This window comes from Arthrobacter sp. 2RAF6, assembly GCF_052115205.1.
Taxonomy (GTDB): domain Bacteria; phylum Actinomycetota; class Actinomycetes; order Actinomycetales; family Micrococcaceae; genus Arthrobacter.
In genome coordinates, this window is the sequence record NZ_JBFRGF010000008.1 from 11,709 (window position 1) to 30,541 (window position 18,833).

The 18,833-nt window shown below is 61.1% G+C and carries 25 protein-coding genes; 15 read left to right on the plus strand and 10 right to left on the minus strand.

The window, feature by feature from the left end; genetic code table 11:
* Nucleotides 1-100: 100 nt before the first annotated feature.
* Nucleotides 101-610: a 30S ribosomal protein S9 gene (gene rpsI / locus AB4Z38_RS08125; RefSeq protein ID WP_234749102.1), complete on the minus strand. Its 510-nt coding sequence runs from the start codon at nucleotides 608-610 to the stop codon at nucleotides 101-103.
* Nucleotides 611-646: 36 nt separating this feature from the next.
* Nucleotides 647-1,090 carry a 50S ribosomal protein L13 gene (rplM, locus tag AB4Z38_RS08130; RefSeq protein ID WP_024817563.1) on the minus strand — a complete coding sequence of 148 codons (444 nt, stop codon included), beginning with the start codon at nucleotides 1,088-1,090 and terminating at the stop codon, nucleotides 647-649.
* Between the two features lie 447 nt (nucleotides 1,091-1,537).
* Here rplM and AB4Z38_RS08135 point away from each other — a divergent pair, with 447 nt between their 5' ends.
* From AB4Z38_RS08135 to AB4Z38_RS08195, 13 genes are all read left to right on the plus strand, one after another.
* Nucleotides 1,538-2,092, plus strand: coding sequence for a hypothetical protein (locus AB4Z38_RS08135; protein ID WP_441429264.1), 555 nt, complete (start codon nucleotides 1,538-1,540; stop codon nucleotides 2,090-2,092).
* A 12-nt stretch (nucleotides 2,093-2,104) separates the two neighbouring features.
* On the plus strand, nucleotides 2,105-2,527 hold the full coding sequence (locus AB4Z38_RS08140) for a hypothetical protein (protein WP_441429265.1): 423 nt from the start codon (nucleotides 2,105-2,107) through the stop codon (nucleotides 2,525-2,527).
* A 227-nt stretch (nucleotides 2,528-2,754) separates the two neighbouring features.
* Nucleotides 2,755-3,408 (plus strand): prepilin peptidase, encoded by a 654-nt coding sequence (locus tag AB4Z38_RS08145; protein WP_441429266.1) that lies wholly within the window; start codon nucleotides 2,755-2,757, stop codon nucleotides 3,406-3,408.
* Between the two features lie 266 nt (nucleotides 3,409-3,674).
* On the plus strand, nucleotides 3,675-3,875 hold the full coding sequence (locus tag AB4Z38_RS08150) for a Flp family type IVb pilin (protein ID WP_441429267.1): 201 nt from the start codon (nucleotides 3,675-3,677) through the stop codon (nucleotides 3,873-3,875).
* Between the two features lie 30 nt (nucleotides 3,876-3,905).
* A complete protein-coding gene (locus AB4Z38_RS08155; protein ID WP_441429268.1) occupies nucleotides 3,906-4,103 on the plus strand; it encodes a Flp family type IVb pilin in 198 nt (65 codons plus the stop codon).
* Between the two features lie 89 nt (nucleotides 4,104-4,192).
* The gene (locus tag AB4Z38_RS08160; protein ID WP_441429269.1) at nucleotides 4,193-4,588 is read left to right on the plus strand and encodes a TadE/TadG family type IV pilus assembly protein; all 396 of its coding nucleotides are present in this window, start codon (nucleotides 4,193-4,195) and stop codon (nucleotides 4,586-4,588) included.
* Nucleotides 4,576-5,550, plus strand: coding sequence for a TadE/TadG family type IV pilus assembly protein (locus AB4Z38_RS08165; protein ID WP_441429270.1), 975 nt, complete (start codon nucleotides 4,576-4,578; stop codon nucleotides 5,548-5,550). The genes AB4Z38_RS08160 and AB4Z38_RS08165 overlap by 13 nt, the downstream gene beginning before the upstream one ends.
* Before the next feature lie 40 nt (nucleotides 5,551-5,590).
* Nucleotides 5,591-6,358: a Flp pilus assembly protein CpaB gene (cpaB, locus tag AB4Z38_RS08170; RefSeq protein ID WP_441429271.1), complete on the plus strand. Its 768-nt coding sequence runs from the start codon at nucleotides 5,591-5,593 to the stop codon at nucleotides 6,356-6,358.
* On the plus strand, nucleotides 6,355-7,560 hold the full coding sequence (locus tag AB4Z38_RS08175) for an AAA family ATPase (protein WP_441429272.1): 1,206 nt from the start codon (nucleotides 6,355-6,357) through the stop codon (nucleotides 7,558-7,560). The genes cpaB and AB4Z38_RS08175 overlap by 4 nt, the downstream gene beginning before the upstream one ends.
* Nucleotides 7,557-9,038, plus strand: coding sequence for a CpaF family protein (locus tag AB4Z38_RS08180; RefSeq protein ID WP_441429273.1), 1,482 nt, complete (start codon nucleotides 7,557-7,559; stop codon nucleotides 9,036-9,038). The genes AB4Z38_RS08175 and AB4Z38_RS08180 overlap by 4 nt, the downstream gene beginning before the upstream one ends.
* Nucleotides 9,035-9,988, plus strand: a complete 954-nt coding sequence (locus AB4Z38_RS08185) for a type II secretion system F family protein (RefSeq protein ID WP_441429274.1) — start codon at nucleotides 9,035-9,037, stop codon at nucleotides 9,986-9,988. Before AB4Z38_RS08180 ends, AB4Z38_RS08185 begins: the two co-directional genes overlap by 4 nt.
* A gap of 12 nt (nucleotides 9,989-10,000) precedes the next feature.
* Complete coding sequence (locus AB4Z38_RS08190; protein ID WP_441429275.1) at nucleotides 10,001-10,876, plus strand: type II secretion system F family protein; 876 nt, start codon at nucleotides 10,001-10,003, stop codon at nucleotides 10,874-10,876.
* A 30-nt stretch (nucleotides 10,877-10,906) separates the two neighbouring features.
* Nucleotides 10,907-11,098: a Flp family type IVb pilin gene (locus AB4Z38_RS08195; RefSeq protein ID WP_441429358.1), complete on the plus strand. Its 192-nt coding sequence runs from the start codon at nucleotides 10,907-10,909 to the stop codon at nucleotides 11,096-11,098.
* A gap of 132 nt (nucleotides 11,099-11,230) precedes the next feature.
* Here the strand turns inward: AB4Z38_RS08195 and AB4Z38_RS08200 are convergent, their stop codons facing one another.
* From AB4Z38_RS08200 to AB4Z38_RS08235, 8 genes are all read right to left on the minus strand, one after another.
* Complete coding sequence (locus AB4Z38_RS08200; protein WP_441429276.1) at nucleotides 11,231-12,121, minus strand: tRNA pseudouridine synthase A; 891 nt, start codon at nucleotides 12,119-12,121, stop codon at nucleotides 11,231-11,233.
* 32 nt (nucleotides 12,122-12,153) lie between these two features.
* Entirely contained in the window at nucleotides 12,154-12,714 is a 561-nt protein-coding gene (gene rplQ, locus AB4Z38_RS08205; protein WP_441429277.1) for a 50S ribosomal protein L17, read from the minus strand.
* Nucleotides 12,715-12,780: 66 nt separating this feature from the next.
* Entirely contained in the window at nucleotides 12,781-13,791 is a 1,011-nt protein-coding gene (locus AB4Z38_RS08210) for a DNA-directed RNA polymerase subunit alpha (protein WP_136321891.1), read from the minus strand.
* Between the two features lie 142 nt (nucleotides 13,792-13,933).
* Nucleotides 13,934-14,335, minus strand: a complete 402-nt coding sequence (gene rpsK, locus AB4Z38_RS08215) for a 30S ribosomal protein S11 (protein ID WP_028265083.1) — start codon at nucleotides 14,333-14,335, stop codon at nucleotides 13,934-13,936.
* A gap of 44 nt (nucleotides 14,336-14,379) precedes the next feature.
* Nucleotides 14,380-14,757 carry a 30S ribosomal protein S13 gene (gene rpsM / locus AB4Z38_RS08220; protein ID WP_011775569.1) on the minus strand — a complete coding sequence of 126 codons (378 nt, stop codon included), beginning with the start codon at nucleotides 14,755-14,757 and terminating at the stop codon, nucleotides 14,380-14,382.
* A gap of 189 nt (nucleotides 14,758-14,946) precedes the next feature.
* Complete coding sequence (gene rpmJ / locus AB4Z38_RS08225; RefSeq protein WP_011775570.1) at nucleotides 14,947-15,060, minus strand: 50S ribosomal protein L36; 114 nt, start codon at nucleotides 15,058-15,060, stop codon at nucleotides 14,947-14,949.
* 82 nt (nucleotides 15,061-15,142) lie between these two features.
* A complete protein-coding gene (gene infA, locus AB4Z38_RS08230) occupies nucleotides 15,143-15,364 on the minus strand; it encodes a translation initiation factor IF-1 (RefSeq protein WP_009358723.1) in 222 nt (73 codons plus the stop codon).
* A gap of 257 nt (nucleotides 15,365-15,621) precedes the next feature.
* On the minus strand, nucleotides 15,622-16,572 hold the full coding sequence (locus AB4Z38_RS08235) for a P1 family peptidase (RefSeq protein ID WP_441429278.1): 951 nt from the start codon (nucleotides 16,570-16,572) through the stop codon (nucleotides 15,622-15,624).
* A gap of 338 nt (nucleotides 16,573-16,910) precedes the next feature.
* Between AB4Z38_RS08235 and AB4Z38_RS08240 the strand changes: the two genes are divergently transcribed.
* On the plus strand, nucleotides 16,911-17,861 hold the full coding sequence (locus AB4Z38_RS08240) for a carbohydrate ABC transporter permease (RefSeq protein ID WP_441429279.1): 951 nt from the start codon (nucleotides 16,911-16,913) through the stop codon (nucleotides 17,859-17,861).
* Entirely contained in the window at nucleotides 17,858-18,796 is a 939-nt protein-coding gene (locus tag AB4Z38_RS08245) for a carbohydrate ABC transporter permease (RefSeq protein ID WP_441429280.1), read from the plus strand. The genes AB4Z38_RS08240 and AB4Z38_RS08245 overlap by 4 nt, the downstream gene beginning before the upstream one ends.
* The last annotated feature ends 37 nt before the right edge of the window (nucleotides 18,797-18,833 follow it).

The window sequence follows — 18,833 nt, forward strand, 5'->3', positions numbered from 1 at the left end:
TGTGGAGCGCGATTTAGCGATTGTGGATCCGAGCGCTAAATCGCGCCGAGGGCCCCATGGTGATGTCGCGCCAGCGGCAACACCATGGGTAGGCGCATTTTTAGCGCTTGGAGTACTGCTGAGCCTTGCGTGCCTTCTTGAGACCAGCCTTCTTACGCTCGATGACGCGGGCGTCACGACGCAGGAAACCGGCCTTCTTCAGGGTGGCGCGGTTGTTCTCGGTGTCGATCTCGTTCAGTGAACGGGCGATGCCGAGACGCAGAGCGCCAGCCTGACCGGAAATGCCGCCACCGTGGATGCGTGCAAAGACGTCATAGGCGCCGTCAAGATCAAGGATCTTGAAGGGCTCGTTAACGTCCTGCTGGTGCAGCTTGTTCGGGAAGTAGTTGGCCAACTCGCGGCCGTTGATGATCCACTTGCCGGTGCCGGGCACGATGCGAACACGTGCAACGGCTTCTTTACGACGGCCAACTGCGGCGCCGGCAACGGTCAGTGCCGGGCGCTCCTTCTTCGGCGCTTCTGCTTCCGCAGGACCGCTCTCCGAGGTGTAGCTGGTCAGGTTTTCCTCAGCCACAACGGCCTCGGTGGTCAGTTCTTCGTTCTGAGCCACGATTCTCCTTGATTAAAAGTTGGTTGGTGGCCAGGACTACTGGGCGACCTGGGTGATTTCGAAAGTCTTGGGCTGCTGGGCTGCGTGGGGGTGTTCTGCACCACGGTAGACCTTGAGCTTGCCCAGCTGCTGTGCAGCAAGGGAGTTCTTCGGGAGCATGCCCTTGATGGCCTTCTCCACGGCGCGGACCGGGTTGGATTCCAGCAACTCCGCGTAGTTGACGGAGGTCAGGCCGCCCGGGTAGCCGGAGTGGCGGTATGCGCGCTTCTGCTCCAGCTTGGCGCCGGTCAGGGCGACCTTTTCAGCGTTGATGATGATGACGAAGTCGCCCATGTCCATGTGGGACGCAAAGGTCGGCTTGTGCTTTCCGCGCAGCAGTGTTGCGGTCTGGCTGGCAAGACGACCAAGGACAACGTCGGTGGCATCGATGACGTGCCACTGGCGGTTGATATCGCCGGGCTTCGGGGTGTACGTACGCACGGTTTTGCCTCGTTCTTGTTCTGGCGTTCATGTTTTAGGCGGCACGCTTGAAGCGTGTGCCTACTAGGTATGCGTTACCGGAGCAGAGGTGAGGGCTCTATGTACCAGTCATCCCGAAGTCCCGATATGCCTGTCGAGTTAACGATCCTGCAACTGGATCCCCAAGCGGGCATGTGTCATCGAGAAAGGACACGCACAACGACTATCAACAATAGCGGCAAGGAGCTTCAGGGTCAAAATAGCGACGAGACTCACCTATAGTGCTCGCGAAATGGGGTGCGTGCCTCATTTGGGAAACGCTCGCGAAATCACCGGGCTGCCACGGGCACGGCGGTGACGATGAGGGATGGGTCTGTCGTTGGGAACGCGTAGGGATATCACGAAGAAGTACGCCACCGATTACGCGAAGTCGTCCAAGACGGCCAAGGGCCTGATTTTGGACGAGCCGTGGCTGTTACGGGGTGGTCCCGGGCCAACGCCCGCCGGGCGCTGTCCACGGCGCGCAAGCGGAAGGGCCCCGCGAAGACGGTGGTGCGGAAGCCGCGGGGGCGGTCCTACGGCTATGACGTGCTGAAGGTCCTGATCAGTGTGTGGCGGCTGGCCGGGATGCCGTCGGGCAAATACCTGGCCGTGACCATGGGTCTGTGGCTGCCCAAGCTCGAGACCTTCGGGGAACTCGACGCGAAGCGGCTCACCCCGGCGGTGCGGGCGCAGTTGCTGAGGATCTCGGGAGCGACGATCGACCGGCTGCTTAAGCCCACGAAGGACACGGACAGGCCCAAGGTACTGTCCGCGACGAAGGCCGGGCCGCTGCTGCGGAACTCGATCACGGTCCGCAAGGCCGGGGATGAACACGAACAGGCCCCGGGGTTCATCGAGGCTGACATGGTCGTGCACTGTGGGCCCACCCTGGCCGGTGAATTCGTCAGGACCCTGACCGCCACGGACGTGTTCACCGGCTGGACCGAGAACGTCGCGGTCCGAAACGGCGCGCACAAATAGGTGCTGGAAGCCATGGATGAGATCCTCGCCCGCCTGCCGTTCCCCATGGTCGGCCTGGACACGGACAACGGCGGGGAATTCATCAACCACGCCCTGATCAGATGGGCCGGCGAAAAGGACATCTACTTCACCCGCGCTCGGCCCTACAAGTCCAACGACAACGCCCATGTCGAGCAGAAGAACGGCGACGTGGTCCGCCGGCACACCTTCCACTACCGCTACGACACCGCCGCGGAGCTGAAGCTCCTCAACGCCCTCTACGCCCTCGTCCGGGTCCGGCTGAACCTGTTCACCGCCACCACCAAAGCAACCGGCTGGCGCTCGAACAAACACGGGAAAAGACCGGCGTCTACGACAAGCCACGGACCCCGTACCAACGCGTCATCGACTCCGGGACCCTCACCGAAGCCAAAGCCGCTGAACTCGCCCAACTGATGGAGACCACCAACCCGGCCGACCTCACCCGGGGCATCACCAAAATTCAGACCCAGCTGATCGCCCTCGCCGCAGCGAAAACACAGGCCCTGGAAGCATCATCCACGCGAGCACAAATAGATGAGGCACGGGAACTCATTTCGCGAGCATCTTGACCTGAGGCATTACGAATAGGCTGGCAACCAGCGTGAACAACTGAGACCCATTCTGAGCTCCTAGGAGATGCCATGACAGCAACTGCCGCCCAGCCCTTGCTTGTGGCCGCCTTCGGGCTCCTGGGGCTGCTCACGAACCTCGTGGCAGAGCTTCTGATAGCCAGATTCCTGCCGCGGCTTGGCGGGCCCGCCTCCCCCGCTGTCCGGATCACGACGGCGGTTGCCACCGCCGCGTTGTTTGCCCTCCTGACGCTTCGGTTCGGACTCTCCCCGATGCTCGCTGCCTACTTGCTACTAGGGGTAATGGCCGTGCAGCTGTCACGCGTGGACGTGGTGCACCATTTGCTTCCAAACCCGCTTGTTCTGTTGCTGCTTGCTGCCGGCCTTGGTCTGTTAACTATGTCAGCTGTGCTCGTTCCGGACTGGTCTGGACTGCTGCGCGCGGCTGCCGGCGCCGTCATTTTGTTCCTCGGGTACTTAATTCTCGGTTTAGTTTCTCCCGGAAGCCTCGGAATGGGCGACGTGAAGCTCGCAGCACCACTCGGAATGTACTTGGGCTACTTGGGCTGGACCCAAGTGTTTTATGGGGGACTGCTGGGCTTCGTGGTGGGCGGGGTGATGACGGTACTGCAGTTGCGTCTGAAGCGCGGAATCAAGCCATCTGAAGTCGCCCACGGGCCGGCCATGTTTGCCGCAGCAATTGGAGTGGTCCTCCTCGTCCCGTGAGCACGGCATGCTTCCCGGTCCCCTCAGTCCCCACGAGTCCCATCCGTGCCAGTAACTAGGTAGTACTTAGGCAGAAAAACCGAGTACCGCGCAGGGGCAGTTCGAGTAGTCCATTGCACTCGCACTAGAAAAGACGAGTACCACTACGCATTGTTTGTTAACCCTCCCAGGGGCAATTCTTGTCCTATCGAAATCCGACCGCCAAACGGGATATGTGGGCAACTGGAATTCGTAGACAAATTCACTTATCTGGGAAGGTTTTTCCAATGTCAACTCTCATGATCTCCACACTCGCTTTCATCGCCGGCATCAAAGACAAGCTCACTTCCGAGAAAGGCGCGACAGCAACGGAATATTCGCTGCTTGTCGGCCTTATTGCCCTCGTCATCGTCGTCGGCGTCGGGCTGTTCGGCACTAACCTGAACGCCTTCTTCAATGGCCTGGCCGGGAAGGTTGCAGCCTGGTAGCGAGAGCTGCCGGTCTCGATAGGTCTCAACATGTTCAATTTCAAGAAGCAATTTCGCGCACTCCAACTACTTTTCGGCGAACTTCCCGCTGAAAGGGGAGCGACTGCCACAGAATATTCATTGCTAGTCGGATTGATCGCCCTCGTCATAGTTGTAGGCGTCGGGCTCTTCGGCACCAACCTGAACGCGTGGTTCAACAGCCTCGCTACGACGGTGGGCACCTGGTAATTGGGCAAACGCGTTGTGCCGCGCCGCTGGCGCGGCACAACGCACCGTTATTGCTGCAGACTTCAGCAGCACGTACCCAGGGGGATCCAGTGAAACACAGGATCAGAACTTCCAGGAACAATGAGCGAGGCGCCGTCGCCGTTGAATTCGCACTTGTCGCGCCCATTCTCATTTCCCTGATCATTGCAATTGTCGAATTTTCGAATGCCTATAACATCCAGGTTTCCGTGACTCAAGCCTCGCGTGAAGCTGCTCGGACCATGGCAATCACCAACGACTCTGGCAAGGCAACCGCGGCCGGCAAGGCCGGAGCGCCCTCGCTGGACACCTCCAAGCTGAGTTTCAGCTATTCTGGCGCCTGCGCGGCAGGCAGTCCCCCTCCAACAATCACGGTGACCACTACCTACAGTGGACAGTCTCTAACCGGATTCTTCGGCTCCAGTCTCACCGTCACAGGCAAGGGAGCGATGCAATGCAACGGCTGATCCGGCGTCAGGACCCGCAGGACAGAGAACGCGGGGCTGCGGGCGTCATGGTCGCGCTCATGATGCTCACCCTAATTGGGGTGGGCGCGGTCGCGGTAGACGTCGGCCAAATCTATGCAGAACGCGCCCAACTGCAAAACGGGGCGGACGCTGGAGCCCTCGCGGTGGCGAACTCCTGCGCGAAAGGGTCCTGCACCACCTCGATTGCTGGCGCCCTCGCCAACTCAAATGCCAACGACGGTGCAAGCACAGTGAAGTCAGTTGACCTCAGTGTGCCTGGCCAAGTGACGGTCACGACGACCACCAAAGACGGCACAACGGGTGCGGGATACCTGAGCAAGATGTTCGCTAGCGCCCTCAACACTGGGCCGGTGACGCTCGGTGCCCAAGCCATTGCAACCTGGGGAGGCCCTGGCTCCGGTCCAGCAACCCTTCCCCTGGCCTTTGCCCCGTGCCAGTTCGACATCAATGGCGCCACACAGACCATTCTCACCCACGGATCAAAAACCTGCGTAAGTGATAGCCCATCCGGTCAGGTAATCCCCGGCGGTTTTGAATGGCTGACGCCCGAAACCGGCCAGTGCGCCGCAAAGGTATATCCGGATGACCCCGCCACAACTGGAGTGGTTGATCCCTACGCGCAGACCAACACGGGACTGAGCATGCCCAAAACGTGCAAGTCCCTCATCAGCGGTTATCTGAATACAGTGGTTGCCTTTCCCGTTTTCACAGAAGCTTCGGCAAGCGGCGCTGGAGGTAAGTACTACATCAAGGGATATGCCGCCTTCTATCTGACCGGGTACAACTTCCCCGGCATGTCCGGCGGCGATCAAACAGGCCTTGGAGGCACCAACAACGGGGTCCGCGGGTATTTTGTCAGCTGGATTGCGGACCCCTCTCTGTACCAGGGAGGCGGATACACGCAGGGCGGGGCAAATCTGCCGCCGCAACTCATCAAATAAACGGCGCTCCTGGGCGAGCGCAATCTGGGAAGGAAGAACAGTGAAAACACGCCTACTGGGAGGCATCGCTGCGCTTGTCGTAGCCATCATTGGAACAGTGATGCTCGTGTTCTACGTCCAGGGCGCCGACAAGCGCGCTCTGGCAAATACGGAAACGGAAGACGTCTACGTCATCCAAAAGGAAATTCCCGCTGGCACTCCGACCGCCGGCTTCGGGGATTCCGTCGTCAAAAAGTCTGTGCCAAAGTCAGCCATTGCGGCCGACAGCGTCACCAATCTTGGGGACCTCGGCTCCAAGGTTTCCTCGATTGCCTTCATGCCTGGTGAGCAATTGCTTGCGACCCGGATGGTCAACCCAAACAGCTTGGCGGGTCCAGGCAGGGTTGAAGTTCCTGCCGGACTTCAGGAGGTCACCCTCAAACTGCCGATCGAACGCGTTGTCGGCGGGACAGTGAAGGCCGGTGACACAGTCGGCGTGATGCTGTCCTTCAAGGCCGATGACAAATCCAGCTCCCCTGACCAGACAAACTTTACATTCCACAAAGTCCTGGTCACCGCAGTGCAGGACGCCAGTGGAACGATTGCAGACAACTCAAGTTCCGCCTCTCAGGCAGGAAGCGGTTCCCTGAACGCCAACAAGACCGCGGGCTCAGGGAGCGGCTACCTCGTCACGGTGGCACGCTCCGCCGTCGATGTCCAAAAGATCGTGTACGCCGTTGAGTTCGGCACCATCTACCTGAGCAAAGAGCCTTCGGATGCCGTTGCAGGCGCAATAGGAGTCATCGATCGGGGAAGTGTATTCAAATGAGCCGCTTCGTTCTCATCACGCCGGATCTCGACTTCGAACGCCGGGTCCGCTCTGCAACAGCAGGAATGAGCGGAAGTCTCCAATGGTTCCAGGCAGACTACTTGCCGGCAGGGCCACGGGAGATCTTGGACCAGCTTCTCGGAGAACCGCCTGAGGTGCTGATTTTGGGACCGGGGCTGGAAATCAGTGACTCTCTCAAGCACGCTGCCTTGCTGGATCTTCAGTTCCCGGAAATCAGTGTGGTGCTGGCCGCGGAACAGAGCGAGTCTTTGGTCCTGGCAGCAATGCGTTCCGGGGTGCGAGACCTTCTCTCCCCCGCAGCGGATTCGGATTCCATCCGTGTGATGGTGGAACGGGCTAGTCTTGCCGCCGCCGGCAGGCGACGGGGCCTTGCCCCCAACGCCATCGAGACTCCCTCGCAGGCTTCGGGCGGCCGCGTCATCGCGGTCATGTCCCCCAAGGGCGGGGTGGGTAAGACAACAGTCGCGACGAACCTAGCGGTCGGACTTGGGGCACTGGCGCCAATGGGCGTAGTGATTGTCGACCTGGACCTTCAGTTTGGCGATGTGGCGAGCGGATTGCTGTTGAATCCCGAACACACCATCACGGACGCCGTGCTTGGGCCAGCCAGCCAGGATTCCATGGTTCTCAAGACCTACTTGAGCGTTCATCCGGCGAGCATCTACGCGCTCTGCGCCCCGCGCAATCCGGTGGAAATGGATCGCATCACAGCCCAACACGTCAGCAGGTTGTTGGAACAGTTGCGGCACGAATTCCAATATGTCGTCATCGACACCGCTCCTGGGCTCGGCGAGCATGTTCTGGCCGCTCTGGAGAACGCTACCGATGCAGTGTGGGTGTGCGGCATGGATATTCCGAGTATCCGCGGATTGCGGACGGGACTCAATATCCTCGACGAATTGCAGTTGCTACCTCAGTACCGTCACGTCGTCCTGAACATGGCCGATCCCAAGAGCGGATTGGGCCTAAAGGACGTGGAAGCGACCATCGGAGTTCCGGTGGATGTTGCCATTCCTCGTTCACGGACCCTTCCTTTCTCCACGAACAAAGGCGTCCCGCTGCTGCAGGACGGGACACGAGATGCCGCCACCAAGGGCCTTCGCCTGCTGGTGAACCGGTTTAAGCCCAATTGGGACGAGCGAGAACACAAGCAGATGCACAGAAGGGCGGTTGTCCGGTGAACCTCTCACGCAGACTCGAAAGTCGTCGGTACGACGCCGGTTCCGGCGCAGCACAAGGCGCTGCGACCGTTTCCCCGGAAATGGCTACGCCCACAGCAACCACCCTCGGCCGGATCCAAGAAGCAAAAGCAGCCGAATCCTCGAACACCATGGCTCCCGCCGATGAAAACACACCGTCAACGATTCTGGCCAGTGAAGCACTCGGCGACCTTAAGGAGCGGGCAAGCAAGGCGCTGTTTGAACGACTCGGCTCCAGGCTCTCCGATTCCTCCCTAGACGAGACAGAACTGCACCAGTACGTACGCGATGAGCTGAAGGTCGTTGTCGACGAAGAACAGGTGCCCCTAACGTCAGCAGAACGGCAGCGCCTCACTGCAGAGATCATCGACGACGTCCTCGGCCATGGCGCCATCCAGCGCTTCCTGGACGATCCGGAAATTACGGAAGTCATGGTGAACCGATACGACAGCATTTACGTCGAACGGTATGGCCGGCTGTACAAGACCGAGGCCAAATTCTCCTCGGACGAGGCCTTGCGGCGGATCATTGAGCGCATTGTGTCCAGGGTCGGGCGGCGAATCGACGAGTCGTCTCCACTCGTCGACGCGCGGCTCCCCGACGGCTCCCGCGTGAATGCCATCATTCCGCCGCTCGCCGTCAATGGGCCTTCGCTGACCATACGAAAGTTTGGCCGCGAAGCACTCACGGTGAACAAACTCATCGAATTTGGCAGCCTGTCCCCGGAAATGGCGGAGCTGCTCAGGGCTTGTGTGTTGGCTCGGATGAATATCATCGTGTCCGGCGGTACCGGCACTGGGAAGACGACCCTGTTGAACGTCCTCTCGTCGTTTATTCCGGTAGAGGACCGGATCGTCACCATTGAGGACGCTGTCGAATTGCAACTCCAACAAGAGCATGTGGTGCGCCTTGAGAGCAGGCCAGCCAACATAGAGGGCCGCGGTGAGGTCACCATTCGGGATCTCGTGCGAAACTCCCTTCGTATGCGTCCTGACCGCATCGTGGTGGGCGAAGTTCGTGGAGGAGAGTCCCTCGACATGCTCCAAGCCATGAACACGGGCCACGACGGCTCCATCTCCACTGTTCACGCAAACTCCCCGCGGGACGCAGTCGCGCGCCTCGAGACTCTAGTGCTCATGGCCGGAATGGACCTTCCGCTCAGGGCCATCCGGGAACAAGTGGCTTCCGCCGTGAACCTGATCGTGCACATCAGCCGTTTGCGGGATGGAACCCGCCGGGTCACGCACATCACGGAGGTCCAGGGAATGGAAGGCGACATCGTGACTCTCCAGGACGCCTTCGTGTTCGACTACTCGGCCGGTGTCGATGCCAACGGCCGATTCCTGGGCAAACCGGTCCCCACGGGAGTCCGGCCCCGCTTCACCGACCGCTTCGCAGAACTGGGGATTCCCATCTCTCCGGCAGTGTTCGGAGCCCCGATGATAGGAGGCTTGCGATGAGCGACGCGGGAGTCCAACCCATTTTGCTCGCGGCAGGGTTGGGCTTGGTCTATCTTGCTTTGCTTCTGCTGGTATTGGTGGTGCTCAAGTCAAAGAGGACCCTCGATGCCGAAAGACGCCGACCCGACGCCCCGATCCACACGTCCGCCCTGACCCGGCTCACCGACGGCGCACGAGATGCCATTCAGATACACATTCATTCGGGCTCTGGTGGATATCTTTCGCGCGCGAAACTGGACGCCGCAGGTTTGAAGAAACAACCAGCCGACTACGTCTTGATTGCTGGAATCGTAGTAGCTTTCGCCGGCGCAATCGGCTTCCTGCTCGGCGGCCTCGTTTTCACGATCCTGATGTGCCTGATCGCTATGGTTTCGCTGGTGGCGTTCCTGAGCGTCCTCACTGCCCGGCGTGCGTCGAAATTCGACGAACAAGTACCTGATGCCCTCCAGATGTTGAGTGGAGGAATGCGGGCCGGGCATAGCCTCTTGCGGGCTGTAGACGCCACTGCGCAGGAAAGCGAGGCACCTATGACTGAGGAGATGAGTCGGATCGTCAACGAAACCCGGATCGGCCGGGATCTGGGAGCTTCCCTCAACGACGTCGCCATCAGAACGGGGAGTGAGGACTTCGGCTGGATAGCCCAAGCAATCGAAATCCACCGAGAAGTCGGCGGTGACTTGGCCGAGGTCTTGGACCACGTTGGCGAAACCATCCGCGACCGCAATCAAATCCGCCGGCAGGTCAGGGCGCTGAGCGCCGAAGGACGAATGTCCGCGCTGGTCCTCCTCGCGCTGCCCGTAGTCATGTTCATCGCACTCCTGTTCATAAACCCGAGCTATGCCCATACCTTCACATCCACTGTGCCTGGTTACCTCATGCTTGCCGCCGCCGCGGTCATGCTCAGCGTGGGCGCATGGTGGTTGAGCCGGCTCATCAAGCCGAAGTACTAGGAGGGATCCACCATGCAATTCTTCGCATATGCAGCCATGTTGGCCATCGTGGCCCCCGTGTCTTGGATGGTCTGGCTCGCTTTCACGGGGGACAGGGCGGGACTGCGCAACATTCGTACTAATCTCGGTGTCCGCACGGCGTCCACCCCACAGTCCGGCAATGTCCAGGATCGATTGACGGCCATATCACGGCAACTTGCACCCGACGGCTACGTGGCCTGGCTCGACAAGCAACTGGCGGGGGCTGGTCGTCCCAAGGATTGGCCTTTGGGCAGGATCTTGATGGTCAAACCATTGCTCGCACTCGGTGGTGGCGTCTTCGGGGTGCTGTTGTTCCTCGGCGATCCATCGGCCGGAAAACTCCTTCTTGCCTTTGCGGTGACGGCAGTGGCCTATTTCGTCCCGGATCTCCTCATTCGTTCGAATGCGCAAAAACGGCGCGAGGCAATTCGCTTGGAACTGCCAAACTCGCTCGACCAGATGCTGATCTCCGTCCAGGCAGGTCTGGGTTTTGAAGCCGCTATGGCCCGCGCTGCGGAAAGCGGCAAGGGGCCGTTGGCAGACGAGTTCATCAGGACCCTGCAGGACATTCAGGTGGGGCGGAGCCGAAAGGACGCATATCTCGACATGTCCCAGCGTGTAGATGTTCCAGACGTTCGGAGCTTCATCAGGGCCGTTGTCCAAGCGGATGCCTACGGTATTGCCATCGCCAAAGTCCTCAAGGCCCAGGCACAGGAAATGCGGACCAAGCGCCGTCAGCGGGCCGAAGAGTACGCCATGAAGATTCCAGTGAAAATCCTTTTCCCGCTGATCTTCTGCATCTTTCCGACGCTGTTCATCATCCTCCTGGGGCCAGCCGTCATGAACATCATCGCGGCGTTCTCCTAGCGTCACACTAACGAACAGACGGTGATCGATATGAAAAGAAGGTTCAAGCAGCTAATCAGGATCTTGGCTGGAGAGCAGGGATCAACGGCCACAGAATACTCAGTTCTGGTGGGCTTCATCGCGATGGTCATCGTTGCCGGAGTAGGACTGTTCGGGGCTGCCCTGAACGGTTACTTCGGCACACTGGCCAACGGAGTGAAGACCGCACTGGGACTACCCTAAGAACAGACCCACCAAGCGCATCTGGGGCGTTACCGACCGGCCACCCGCGAACCCAGAACCGCGGGTGGTCTTCGCAGGCCCCCTCCACGGTACCCAGAGCCGGGAGGGGGCCGTCCAACGACAAAGCCCCTGTTACTCCCGCCGCGCCCGCGTCAGCTCGGCCCGCGCAAACAGTTCGTCGTCGGAGGGATAGGCCACTTCCTCAAGCACCAAGGGGTGCGGCGCAGCCAACACCGACTTGGCGTCCCTAACCCCCGCAAGCAAACGCTCATGCAGCCACTCCGGACTTTCCAGGCCCTCTCCCACGCGCAATGCGGATCCCACCAAGGCACGCACCATGTTGTGGCAGAATGCATCGGCCTGGACGTTGGCGACCAGCACACCGTCGCTGCCGCGGACGAACTCAAGCCGCTGCAGTTCGCGGATTGTCGTGGCGCCTTCCCTAGGCTTGCAGTAGGCGCGAAAGTCCTGAAGCCCAAGGAGCGACACCGCCCCGGAATTCATCGCCCCCTCGTCCAGGGCGGCCTTGTGCCAAAGGGTCAGCCTGCGCAGGACCGGGTCCCAGCGTTCCGGGCCATCGGCGATCCGGTAACTGTAGCGGCGCCACAACGCAGAGAAGCGAGCGTCGAAACCGTTAGGCGCCAGCCCGACGTCGTGCACCTCAATGGCGCCGGTTTCGTCCTGCAGGACCCGGCTCAAGGCTCCGCGAAGCCTCCGCAGCATCGCGGCCGCGGGGTCGATCTCGTGGCCCCTCGGCAGTCCGGCCCACTCGGCCTCGGACAGGTCAATGTGCGCCACTTGTCCCCGGGCGTGGACACCGGCGTCGGTCCGCCCCGCCACGGTGACCCGTACGGGGCGCCGCACGATCAGCGCCAATGCCTCTTCCAACGATCCCTGCACGGTCCGGAGACCCGGCTGGAGCGCCCACCCGTTGAATGGGCCGCCGTCGTAGGAAAGATCCATCCGGACACGCAAAAACCCGCCGCCCCCCAAAACGGGGGCAGCGGGTTTTCGTTCGTTCATAGACTTAAGTCTACTGTGAAGAATTCAGTGAATTACTTCTTTTCCTCAGCGGCCGGAGCCTCTTCGGTTTCAGCAGCTTCAGCCTCGGGAGCCTCGGCTTCGGTCTCCGGGGCTTCAGTCTCAGCTTCAGCCTCAACGACCTCTTCCTCGACAACCGGAGCGGTCTCTTCGGCGGCCGGAGCAGCCTTCTCAGCAGCCTTAGTTGCCTCGGCAACTACAGCCTGCTTCGGGGAAACCGGCTCAAGAACCAGCTCGATGACAGCCATGGGAGCATTGTCGCCCTTGCGGTTGCCGATCTTGGTGATACGGGTGTAGCCACCATCGCGGTTGGCAACGGCGCCGGCGATGTCGGTGAACAGCTCGTGGACGATGCCCTTGTCGCTGATCAGGCCGAGCACGCGGCGGCGGGAGGACAGGTCGCCGCGCTTGGCGAAGGTCACGAGGCGCTCTGCGTACGGCTTCAGGCGCTTGGCCTTGGTGACCGTCGTGGTGATGCGCTTGTGCTCGAACAAGGCTGCTGCCAGGTTCGCGAGCATCAGGCGCTCGTGAGCCGGACCGCCTCCGAGGCGCGGACCCTTAGTGGGGGTAGGCATAGTAATTTCTCCTGTAATGAAGGCCGTCCGGGTCCGAACGTGGACTCGGTGGCCAAGATCTGCTTGTTAGAGCTCGTCGTCGCTGAACGCGGCGTCGTCCTCTTCGATGGCTGCGGCGCGGGCTGCAAGATCGAAACCGGGAGGCGAGTCCTTGAGGGACAGACCCAGTTCAACCAGCTTTGCCTTGACCTCATCGATGGACTTCGCACCGAAGTTACGGATGTCCATCAGGTCAGCCTCGGAGCGGGCAACGAGTTCACCCACGGTGTGGATGCCCTCACGCTTGAGGCAGTTGTAGGAACGGACGGTGAGGTCCAGATCCTCGATCGGGAGTGCCATGTCAGCTGCCAGGGCAGCATCCGTCGGCGACGGGCCGATCTCGATACCTTCAGCTGCGGTGTTCAGCTCACGTGCAAGACCGAACAGTTCCACCAGGGTGGTGCCTGCCGAGGCAACGGCGTCGCGCGGGGCGATAGCCTGCTTGGTCTCGACGTCGACAATCAGCTTGTCGAAGTCAGTGCGCTGCTCAACACGGGTAGCTTCCACGCGGAAGGTAACCTTCAAGACCGGCGAGTAGATCGAGTCGACCGGAATACGGCCGATCTCGGAGTCGCCGGACTTGTTCTGAGCTGCCGAAACGTAGCCGCGGCCGCGTTCGATGGTCAGTTCGAGTTCGAACTTGCCCTTCGAGTTCAGCGTGGCAATGTGCAGATCCGGGTTGTGGAATTCGACGCCGGCCGGCGGAGCGATGTCCGCTGCGGTGACGACTCCGGGGCCCTGCTTGCGCAGGTATGCAACAACCGGCTCATCGTGCTCGGAGGACACGGAGAGGCTCTTGATGTTCAGGATGATCTCAGTGACATCTTCCTTGACACCCGGAACCGTGGTGAACTCGTGCAGCACGCCATCGATCCGGATGCTGGTTACAGCAGCACCGGGGATGGAGGAGAGCAGGGTACGGCGGAGGGAGTTTCCGAGGGTGTAACCGAAGCCCGGTTCCAGCGGTTCAATGATGAAACGCGAGCGGTTCTCGGAGACTACTTCTTCAGACAGAGTGGGGCGCTGTGCAATAAGCACTTAGGTTTCCTTTCGGCGAGCATCCGCTATATGACGCAACACAGGTGGTGGAAATCGGCTTGGTTCCGGCTTTGCCGGCCGGGTGTTACGGAGCAGTCAGGCTGCTCCGTAACGGACCCGGCCGGCAAGGCCAAGAATCCAATTAGACGCGGCGGCGCTTCGGCGGGCGGCAACCGTTGTGGGCGCTGGGGGTGACGTCCTGGATGGAGCCAACCTCGAGGCCAGCGGCCTGCAGCGAACGGATTGCGGTCTCGCGTCCGGATCCCGGTCCCTTGACGAACACGTCAACCTTGCGCAGACCGTGCTCCTGGGCGCGCTTTGCAGCAGCCTCGGCAGCCATCTGGGCGGCGAACGGGGTGGACTTGCGGGAGCCCTTGAATCCAACCTCACCGGCGGAAGCCCAGGAGATTACAGCACCGTTCGGGTCCGTGATGGACACGATGGTGTTGTTAAAGGTGCTCTTGATGTGCGCCTGGCCAAGCGCGATATTCTTCTTGTCCTTCTTACGCGGCTTGCGAACCGCGCCACGAGTCTTCGGGGGCATTATTTCTCCTACAGAAAGTTATGGGGGAAAGTCGGCTGCTAGTTTTAGCGGCCGGCCTTCTTCTTGCCGGCGACGGTACGCTTCGGGCCCTTGCGGGTACGAGCGTTGGTCTTCGTACGCTGACCGCGTACGGGCAGGCCCTTGCGGTGACGCAGGCCTTCGTAGCTGCCGATTTCAACCTTGCGGCGGATATCTGCTGCTACTTCGCGGCGAAGGTCACCCTCAACCTTGTAGTTGCCTTCAATGTAGTCACGCAGCTGGACCAGCTCGGCGTCAGTCAGGTCCTTGACCCGAACGTCAGCGCTGATGCCGGTGGCAGCCAGGGTTTCGTGTGCACGGGTCTTGCCCACGCCGTAGATGTAAGTAAGCGCAATTTCCAACCGCTTTTCGCGGGGAATGTCTACGCCAGCGAGACGAGCCATAGTGGCAGTACTCCTTGTATAAACCGGAGGTCGTAGGCAGTACACCCGCACTTTCAGTGCGGCCCCAGCCTCCGACCGGGGGTTAGCTGTCCGGGCCCATACGTCCCAATTCAGCTTGTGCTGCCTTTATTTACTTGCGTGGGTTGCAACCCAGGTTGCCCTCGCGGGCGCTAGTTCCCTTGCGGGGAATTAGCCCTGGCGCTGCTTGTGGCGCGGGTTCTCGCAGATCACCATGACCCGGCCATTACGGCGGATCACTTTGCACTTGTCGCAGATCTGCTTAACGCTCGGCTTGACCTTCATGGCGTTCCTTTGCGTGTTGCAGTTGGTCAGCTGAAGCGGCTCTACCTAAGGCTTTCGTTTTCCCGAGGCTGCCGCCCAGCAATTACTTGTAGCGGTAGACGATGCGACCACGTGTGAGGTCGTAAGGGCTTAGCTCCACCACTACGCGGTCCTCAGGGAGAATCCTGATGTAGTGCTGTCGCATCTTCCCCGAGATGTGTGCAAGAACGATGTGCTTGTTGGTGAGCTCAACACGAAACATCGCATTGGGCAGCGCCTCAGTCACAACGCCCTCGATCTCAATGACCCCGTCCTTCTTGGCCATATCCTCCGCTAACTGTTGTTTGCCGCAGCCCTCCGGTTAGGCACCGGAAAATCTGCGGACGTTTTTTGTTTGTTTGGCCGTCCGGCTCCTGCCACTCCACGAAGCAGGACTCGCGACCTGTTAAATGGGCGTGGCTGTGCAGACAACCAACAGACAACTCTACGCCAAGACGGCGCGAAAGTTAAATCCGCCCATGCTAGCGCAGACACCGGCACGGTGTCACGCTGCTCCGGGCCGCGGAACCCCCTTGGATCCCGCTAAACCGCGCCATAGGCAGCGAAGGTGCCTGCCGCCGTCGTGATGGATTCCGCAGCCGCGACGCCGTCGAAGACAGCCAGGCGGACCGCGTCCGCCGCCGCGCTTTGCAGGGTGATGAGCGAAACCTGCCTTGCTTGTTCCGAACTGCGGTCAAGCCCGACGGCGCCGGTCGCCAGCGCGAACACGGTGTCGCCGTCGGCGAGGGTATGGGAAGGATTCAGCGCCCGGGCTAGGCCGGCGTGTGCCGCACTGGCGGTGCGTTTGCATTCGGCGGGGTCGAGGACCGCGTTGGTGGCGACGACGACGAGCGTGGTGTTCAGCGCCGGGGGCCCCACCGGTTCGGAGCTGCCGGATTCCGCCCGCCGGGACGATGTGCCGAAAGGCATCCCGAGGGCGTTGACCACTGCGAGCGCGCCCACCACCACGCCGCTGTCCAGGGTGATGGACGAGGTGCCCAGTCCCCCTTTGAACGCGCCGCGCCCAATCACCGCACCGGTACCGGCACCGATGTTTCCGCGCCCGACGTCGGCGTGCTCGCTCGAGGCCCCAGCCGCAGCGGCGGCTTCGTATCCCATTGCTTCGTCCGGGCGGGCGGCGAAGTCACCGCCGCGACCCAAGTCGAAGATCGCGGCGGCCGGAACGATCGGCACCACTCCCCCGGGCACGGCGAAACCGCGCCCTTGCTCCTCGCACCATCGCTGGGCACCGTGGGCCGTGATCAAACCGAAGGCACTCCCGCCGGTGAGCACTACGGCGTCGACCGTGGGCACCAGGGTGGTGGGATCGAGCGCGTCTGTCTCGTGCGTGCCCGGTCCGCCGCCTCGGACGTCCACCGATCCCACCGTCCCCGGGGGCGGAAGGATGACGGTCACCCCGCTCAGCCAGCCATCGCCGATCCGCTGGACATGTCCCACCCGGATTCCTGGCACATCAGTGATCTTGGAAGTCATGTGCCTATTCTGCTCCTCGCCGCCCAACTGGCTGGCAGTTGTTGTCGTTATCAGCCGTCTAAACGACAACAACTGCGAGCTACTTGGGTCGGGAGCCGTCGTCGTCTGTTTTCCCTGAGCGCGCACAAGTGGTAGTCCAACCTCGAATATGAACGCGACCCTACCCGTCACCGAACGTCGAGTAAACGAGCGCAAAAGGCTTGTCCAACAATCCTGTGAACAGCCCTCTTTTTGACTTGACAGGTGTTCCCGTGTGGTGAGGTGAAACTAGCCGCCCCCTTTGACCCAATAGTTAGGGTCCGGCGCGCCCCCTATCTGCGAACCGTTAGAGACCTCCTATGACAAGACAACTGACAGGCAGCCCCGCGGCCACCGCGCAGGCTGTCCCGGCCCTTCAGCGCCGGGGACGCTGGTCCGGCCGAACTCGACGCGACTTTTTTGTGTTCCTGGCACTGGCCTTGCCGAACTTGGCGCTGATCGCGGTGTTCACGTATCTGCCGTTGATCAACAACATGTATTACTCAACCCTTGACTGGACCTTGGGCTCCACCTCGGCCACGGTTGTCGGCTTCGACAACTACGTCACCTTCTTCACCAGCTCCGATGCCCCGCAAGTACTTGGCACCACCCTCATCTTCACCGTGGTCACTGTCGGCGGTTCCATGGTGCTGGGCCTCTTGGTGGCCCTGGCCTTGAACGCGAAGGTCCGCGGCACCACATTTGCGCGATCTGCCGTCTTCGCCCCGTACGTCCTCAGCGGCGTAGGCGTTGGCCTCGTATGGCTGTTCATCTTCGACCCCGGATACGGCGTGCTGTCATGGCTGCTCCGGGGCATCGGCCAGCAAAGCCCCCAGTGGATCAACGATCCGCAGCTCTCCCTCGTGATGGTCATCATCGTCTACGTCTGGAAGAACCTGGGCTACTGCGCCGTCGTGTATCTCGCCGGGCTCCAGTCCCTCCCGAAGGACGTCATGGAGGCAGCATCCCTGGATGGCGCCAACGGCTTCCGCCGCTTCATGAGCATCTCCGTTCCCCTGCTCTCGCCCACCACGTTCTTCCTGCTGATCACCACGATGATCAGCTCGCTGCAGGCCTTTGACCTGATCCGCATCATGACCCCGTTGGGCAACGGCACCAGCACGCTGATCTACGAGGCCTATCTCCAGGCCTTCGGCGCCTACAACCGCGCCGGCTACTCCGCCGCGATCTCAGTGGTGCTCTTCGCCATCCTGCTCATCATCACCGTGCTCCAGTTGCGGTTCGTCGAACGGAAGGTGCACTACTCATGAGCACGCTCTCTCCCGTCAGCCCCAACTCCGCAAGCGGCGTCGGGACCCTGAAAGCTCCCGACGGCGGTCCGGAGCTCCCAGCGCGGCGCGACAAGCCGTTCTCCCGTGCAAACCTCGTCCAGACACTGGCCGGAGGCTACATCCCGCTGATCGTGGCCACGCTCGTGGTGGTCCTGCCCCTGTTGTGGATGTTGCTGAGTTCCTTCAAGCAGCCCGGCGAGATCGTCACCACGGATCTCAAGATCCTGCCGCAGGGCCTGAACCTGGAGAACTACCACACGGCCATGACCACCGTGCCGTTCGGGCGGTTCTTCCTGAACAGCCTGATCGTCACTGTGGTCGGTTCCACAGTGAAGGTGATCCTGGCGATCCTGACCGCTTACGCACTGGTTTTTGTCCGTTTCCCGTTCAAGAACGTCATCTTCGTGGTGATCCTCGTGGCCCTGATGGTGCCGCCGCAGGTGTCGATCCTCCCCAACTACATCCTGATCGCGGGAATCGGCGGGAAGAACACCCTGTGGGGAATCATTCTTCCCGGACTCGGCACTGCCTTTGGAACCTTCCTCCTCCGCCAGCATTTCAAGACGCTTCCAGGGTCGATCCTCGAAGCCGCGGAAATCGACGGCGCGGACCATTGGCGCAGGCTGTGGCAAGTAGTTGTCCCCGTGTCTCTCCCCTCCATCGCCACCGTTGCCCTCGTCACCGTGGTCAGCGAATGGAACGACTACATCTGGCCCCTGATCATCACGGACCGGCCGGAAACCATGACCCTCCCGGTCGGCCTTACCCTGCTTCAGAACTCTGAAGGGAACGGCGCCGGGTGGGGGATCCTGATGGCCGGGGCAGTCCTGGTGATCATCCCCATCCTCCTTGTCTTCGCAGCGTTGCAACGCTACATCGTTGCCGGGCTCACCCAGGGCAGTGTCACCGGCTAGTAACACCGCACCTTCCACACAACCCCATCACCACCTT

Excerpts from the sequence above, each read along its gene's own strand:
- AB4Z38_RS08140 (WP_441429265.1), top strand. The coding sequence starts at position 2,105 with ATGGATGAGATCCTCGCCCGCCTGCCGTTCCCCATGGTCGGCCTGGAC.
- AB4Z38_RS08145 (WP_441429266.1), top strand. The coding sequence starts at position 2,755 with ATGACAGCAACTGCCGCCCAGCCCTTGCTTGTGGCCGCCTTCGGGCTC.
- AB4Z38_RS08150 (WP_441429267.1), top strand. The coding sequence starts at position 3,675 with ATGTCAACTCTCATGATCTCCACACTCGCTTTCATCGCCGGCATCAAA.
- AB4Z38_RS08155 (WP_441429268.1), top strand. The coding sequence starts at position 3,906 with ATGTTCAATTTCAAGAAGCAATTTCGCGCACTCCAACTACTTTTCGGC.
- AB4Z38_RS08165 (WP_441429270.1), top strand. The coding sequence starts at position 4,576 with ATGCAACGGCTGATCCGGCGTCAGGACCCGCAGGACAGAGAACGCGGG.
- AB4Z38_RS08175 (WP_441429272.1), top strand. The coding sequence starts at position 6,355 with ATGAGCCGCTTCGTTCTCATCACGCCGGATCTCGACTTCGAACGCCGG.
- AB4Z38_RS08185 (WP_441429274.1), top strand. The coding sequence starts at position 9,035 with ATGAGCGACGCGGGAGTCCAACCCATTTTGCTCGCGGCAGGGTTGGGC.
- AB4Z38_RS08190 (WP_441429275.1), top strand. The coding sequence starts at position 10,001 with ATGCAATTCTTCGCATATGCAGCCATGTTGGCCATCGTGGCCCCCGTG.
- AB4Z38_RS08195 (WP_441429358.1), top strand. The coding sequence starts at position 10,907 with ATGAAAAGAAGGTTCAAGCAGCTAATCAGGATCTTGGCTGGAGAGCAG.
- AB4Z38_RS08200 (WP_441429276.1), bottom strand. The coding sequence starts at position 12,121 with ATGAACGAACGAAAACCCGCTGCCCCCGTTTTGGGGGGCGGCGGGTTT.
- rplQ (WP_441429277.1), bottom strand. The coding sequence starts at position 12,714 with ATGCCTACCCCCACTAAGGGTCCGCGCCTCGGAGGCGGTCCGGCTCAC.
- rpsK (WP_028265083.1), bottom strand. The coding sequence starts at position 14,335 with ATGCCCCCGAAGACTCGTGGCGCGGTTCGCAAGCCGCGTAAGAAGGAC.
- rpsM (WP_011775569.1), bottom strand. The coding sequence starts at position 14,757 with ATGGCTCGTCTCGCTGGCGTAGACATTCCCCGCGAAAAGCGGTTGGAA.
- rpmJ (WP_011775570.1), bottom strand. The coding sequence starts at position 15,060 with ATGAAGGTCAAGCCGAGCGTTAAGCAGATCTGCGACAAGTGCAAAGTG.
- infA (WP_009358723.1), bottom strand. The coding sequence starts at position 15,364 with ATGGCCAAGAAGGACGGGGTCATTGAGATCGAGGGCGTTGTGACTGAG.
- AB4Z38_RS08235 (WP_441429278.1), bottom strand. The coding sequence starts at position 16,572 with ATGACTTCCAAGATCACTGATGTGCCAGGAATCCGGGTGGGACATGTC.
- AB4Z38_RS08240 (WP_441429279.1), top strand. The coding sequence starts at position 16,911 with ATGACAAGACAACTGACAGGCAGCCCCGCGGCCACCGCGCAGGCTGTC.
- AB4Z38_RS08245 (WP_441429280.1), top strand. The coding sequence starts at position 17,858 with ATGAGCACGCTCTCTCCCGTCAGCCCCAACTCCGCAAGCGGCGTCGGG.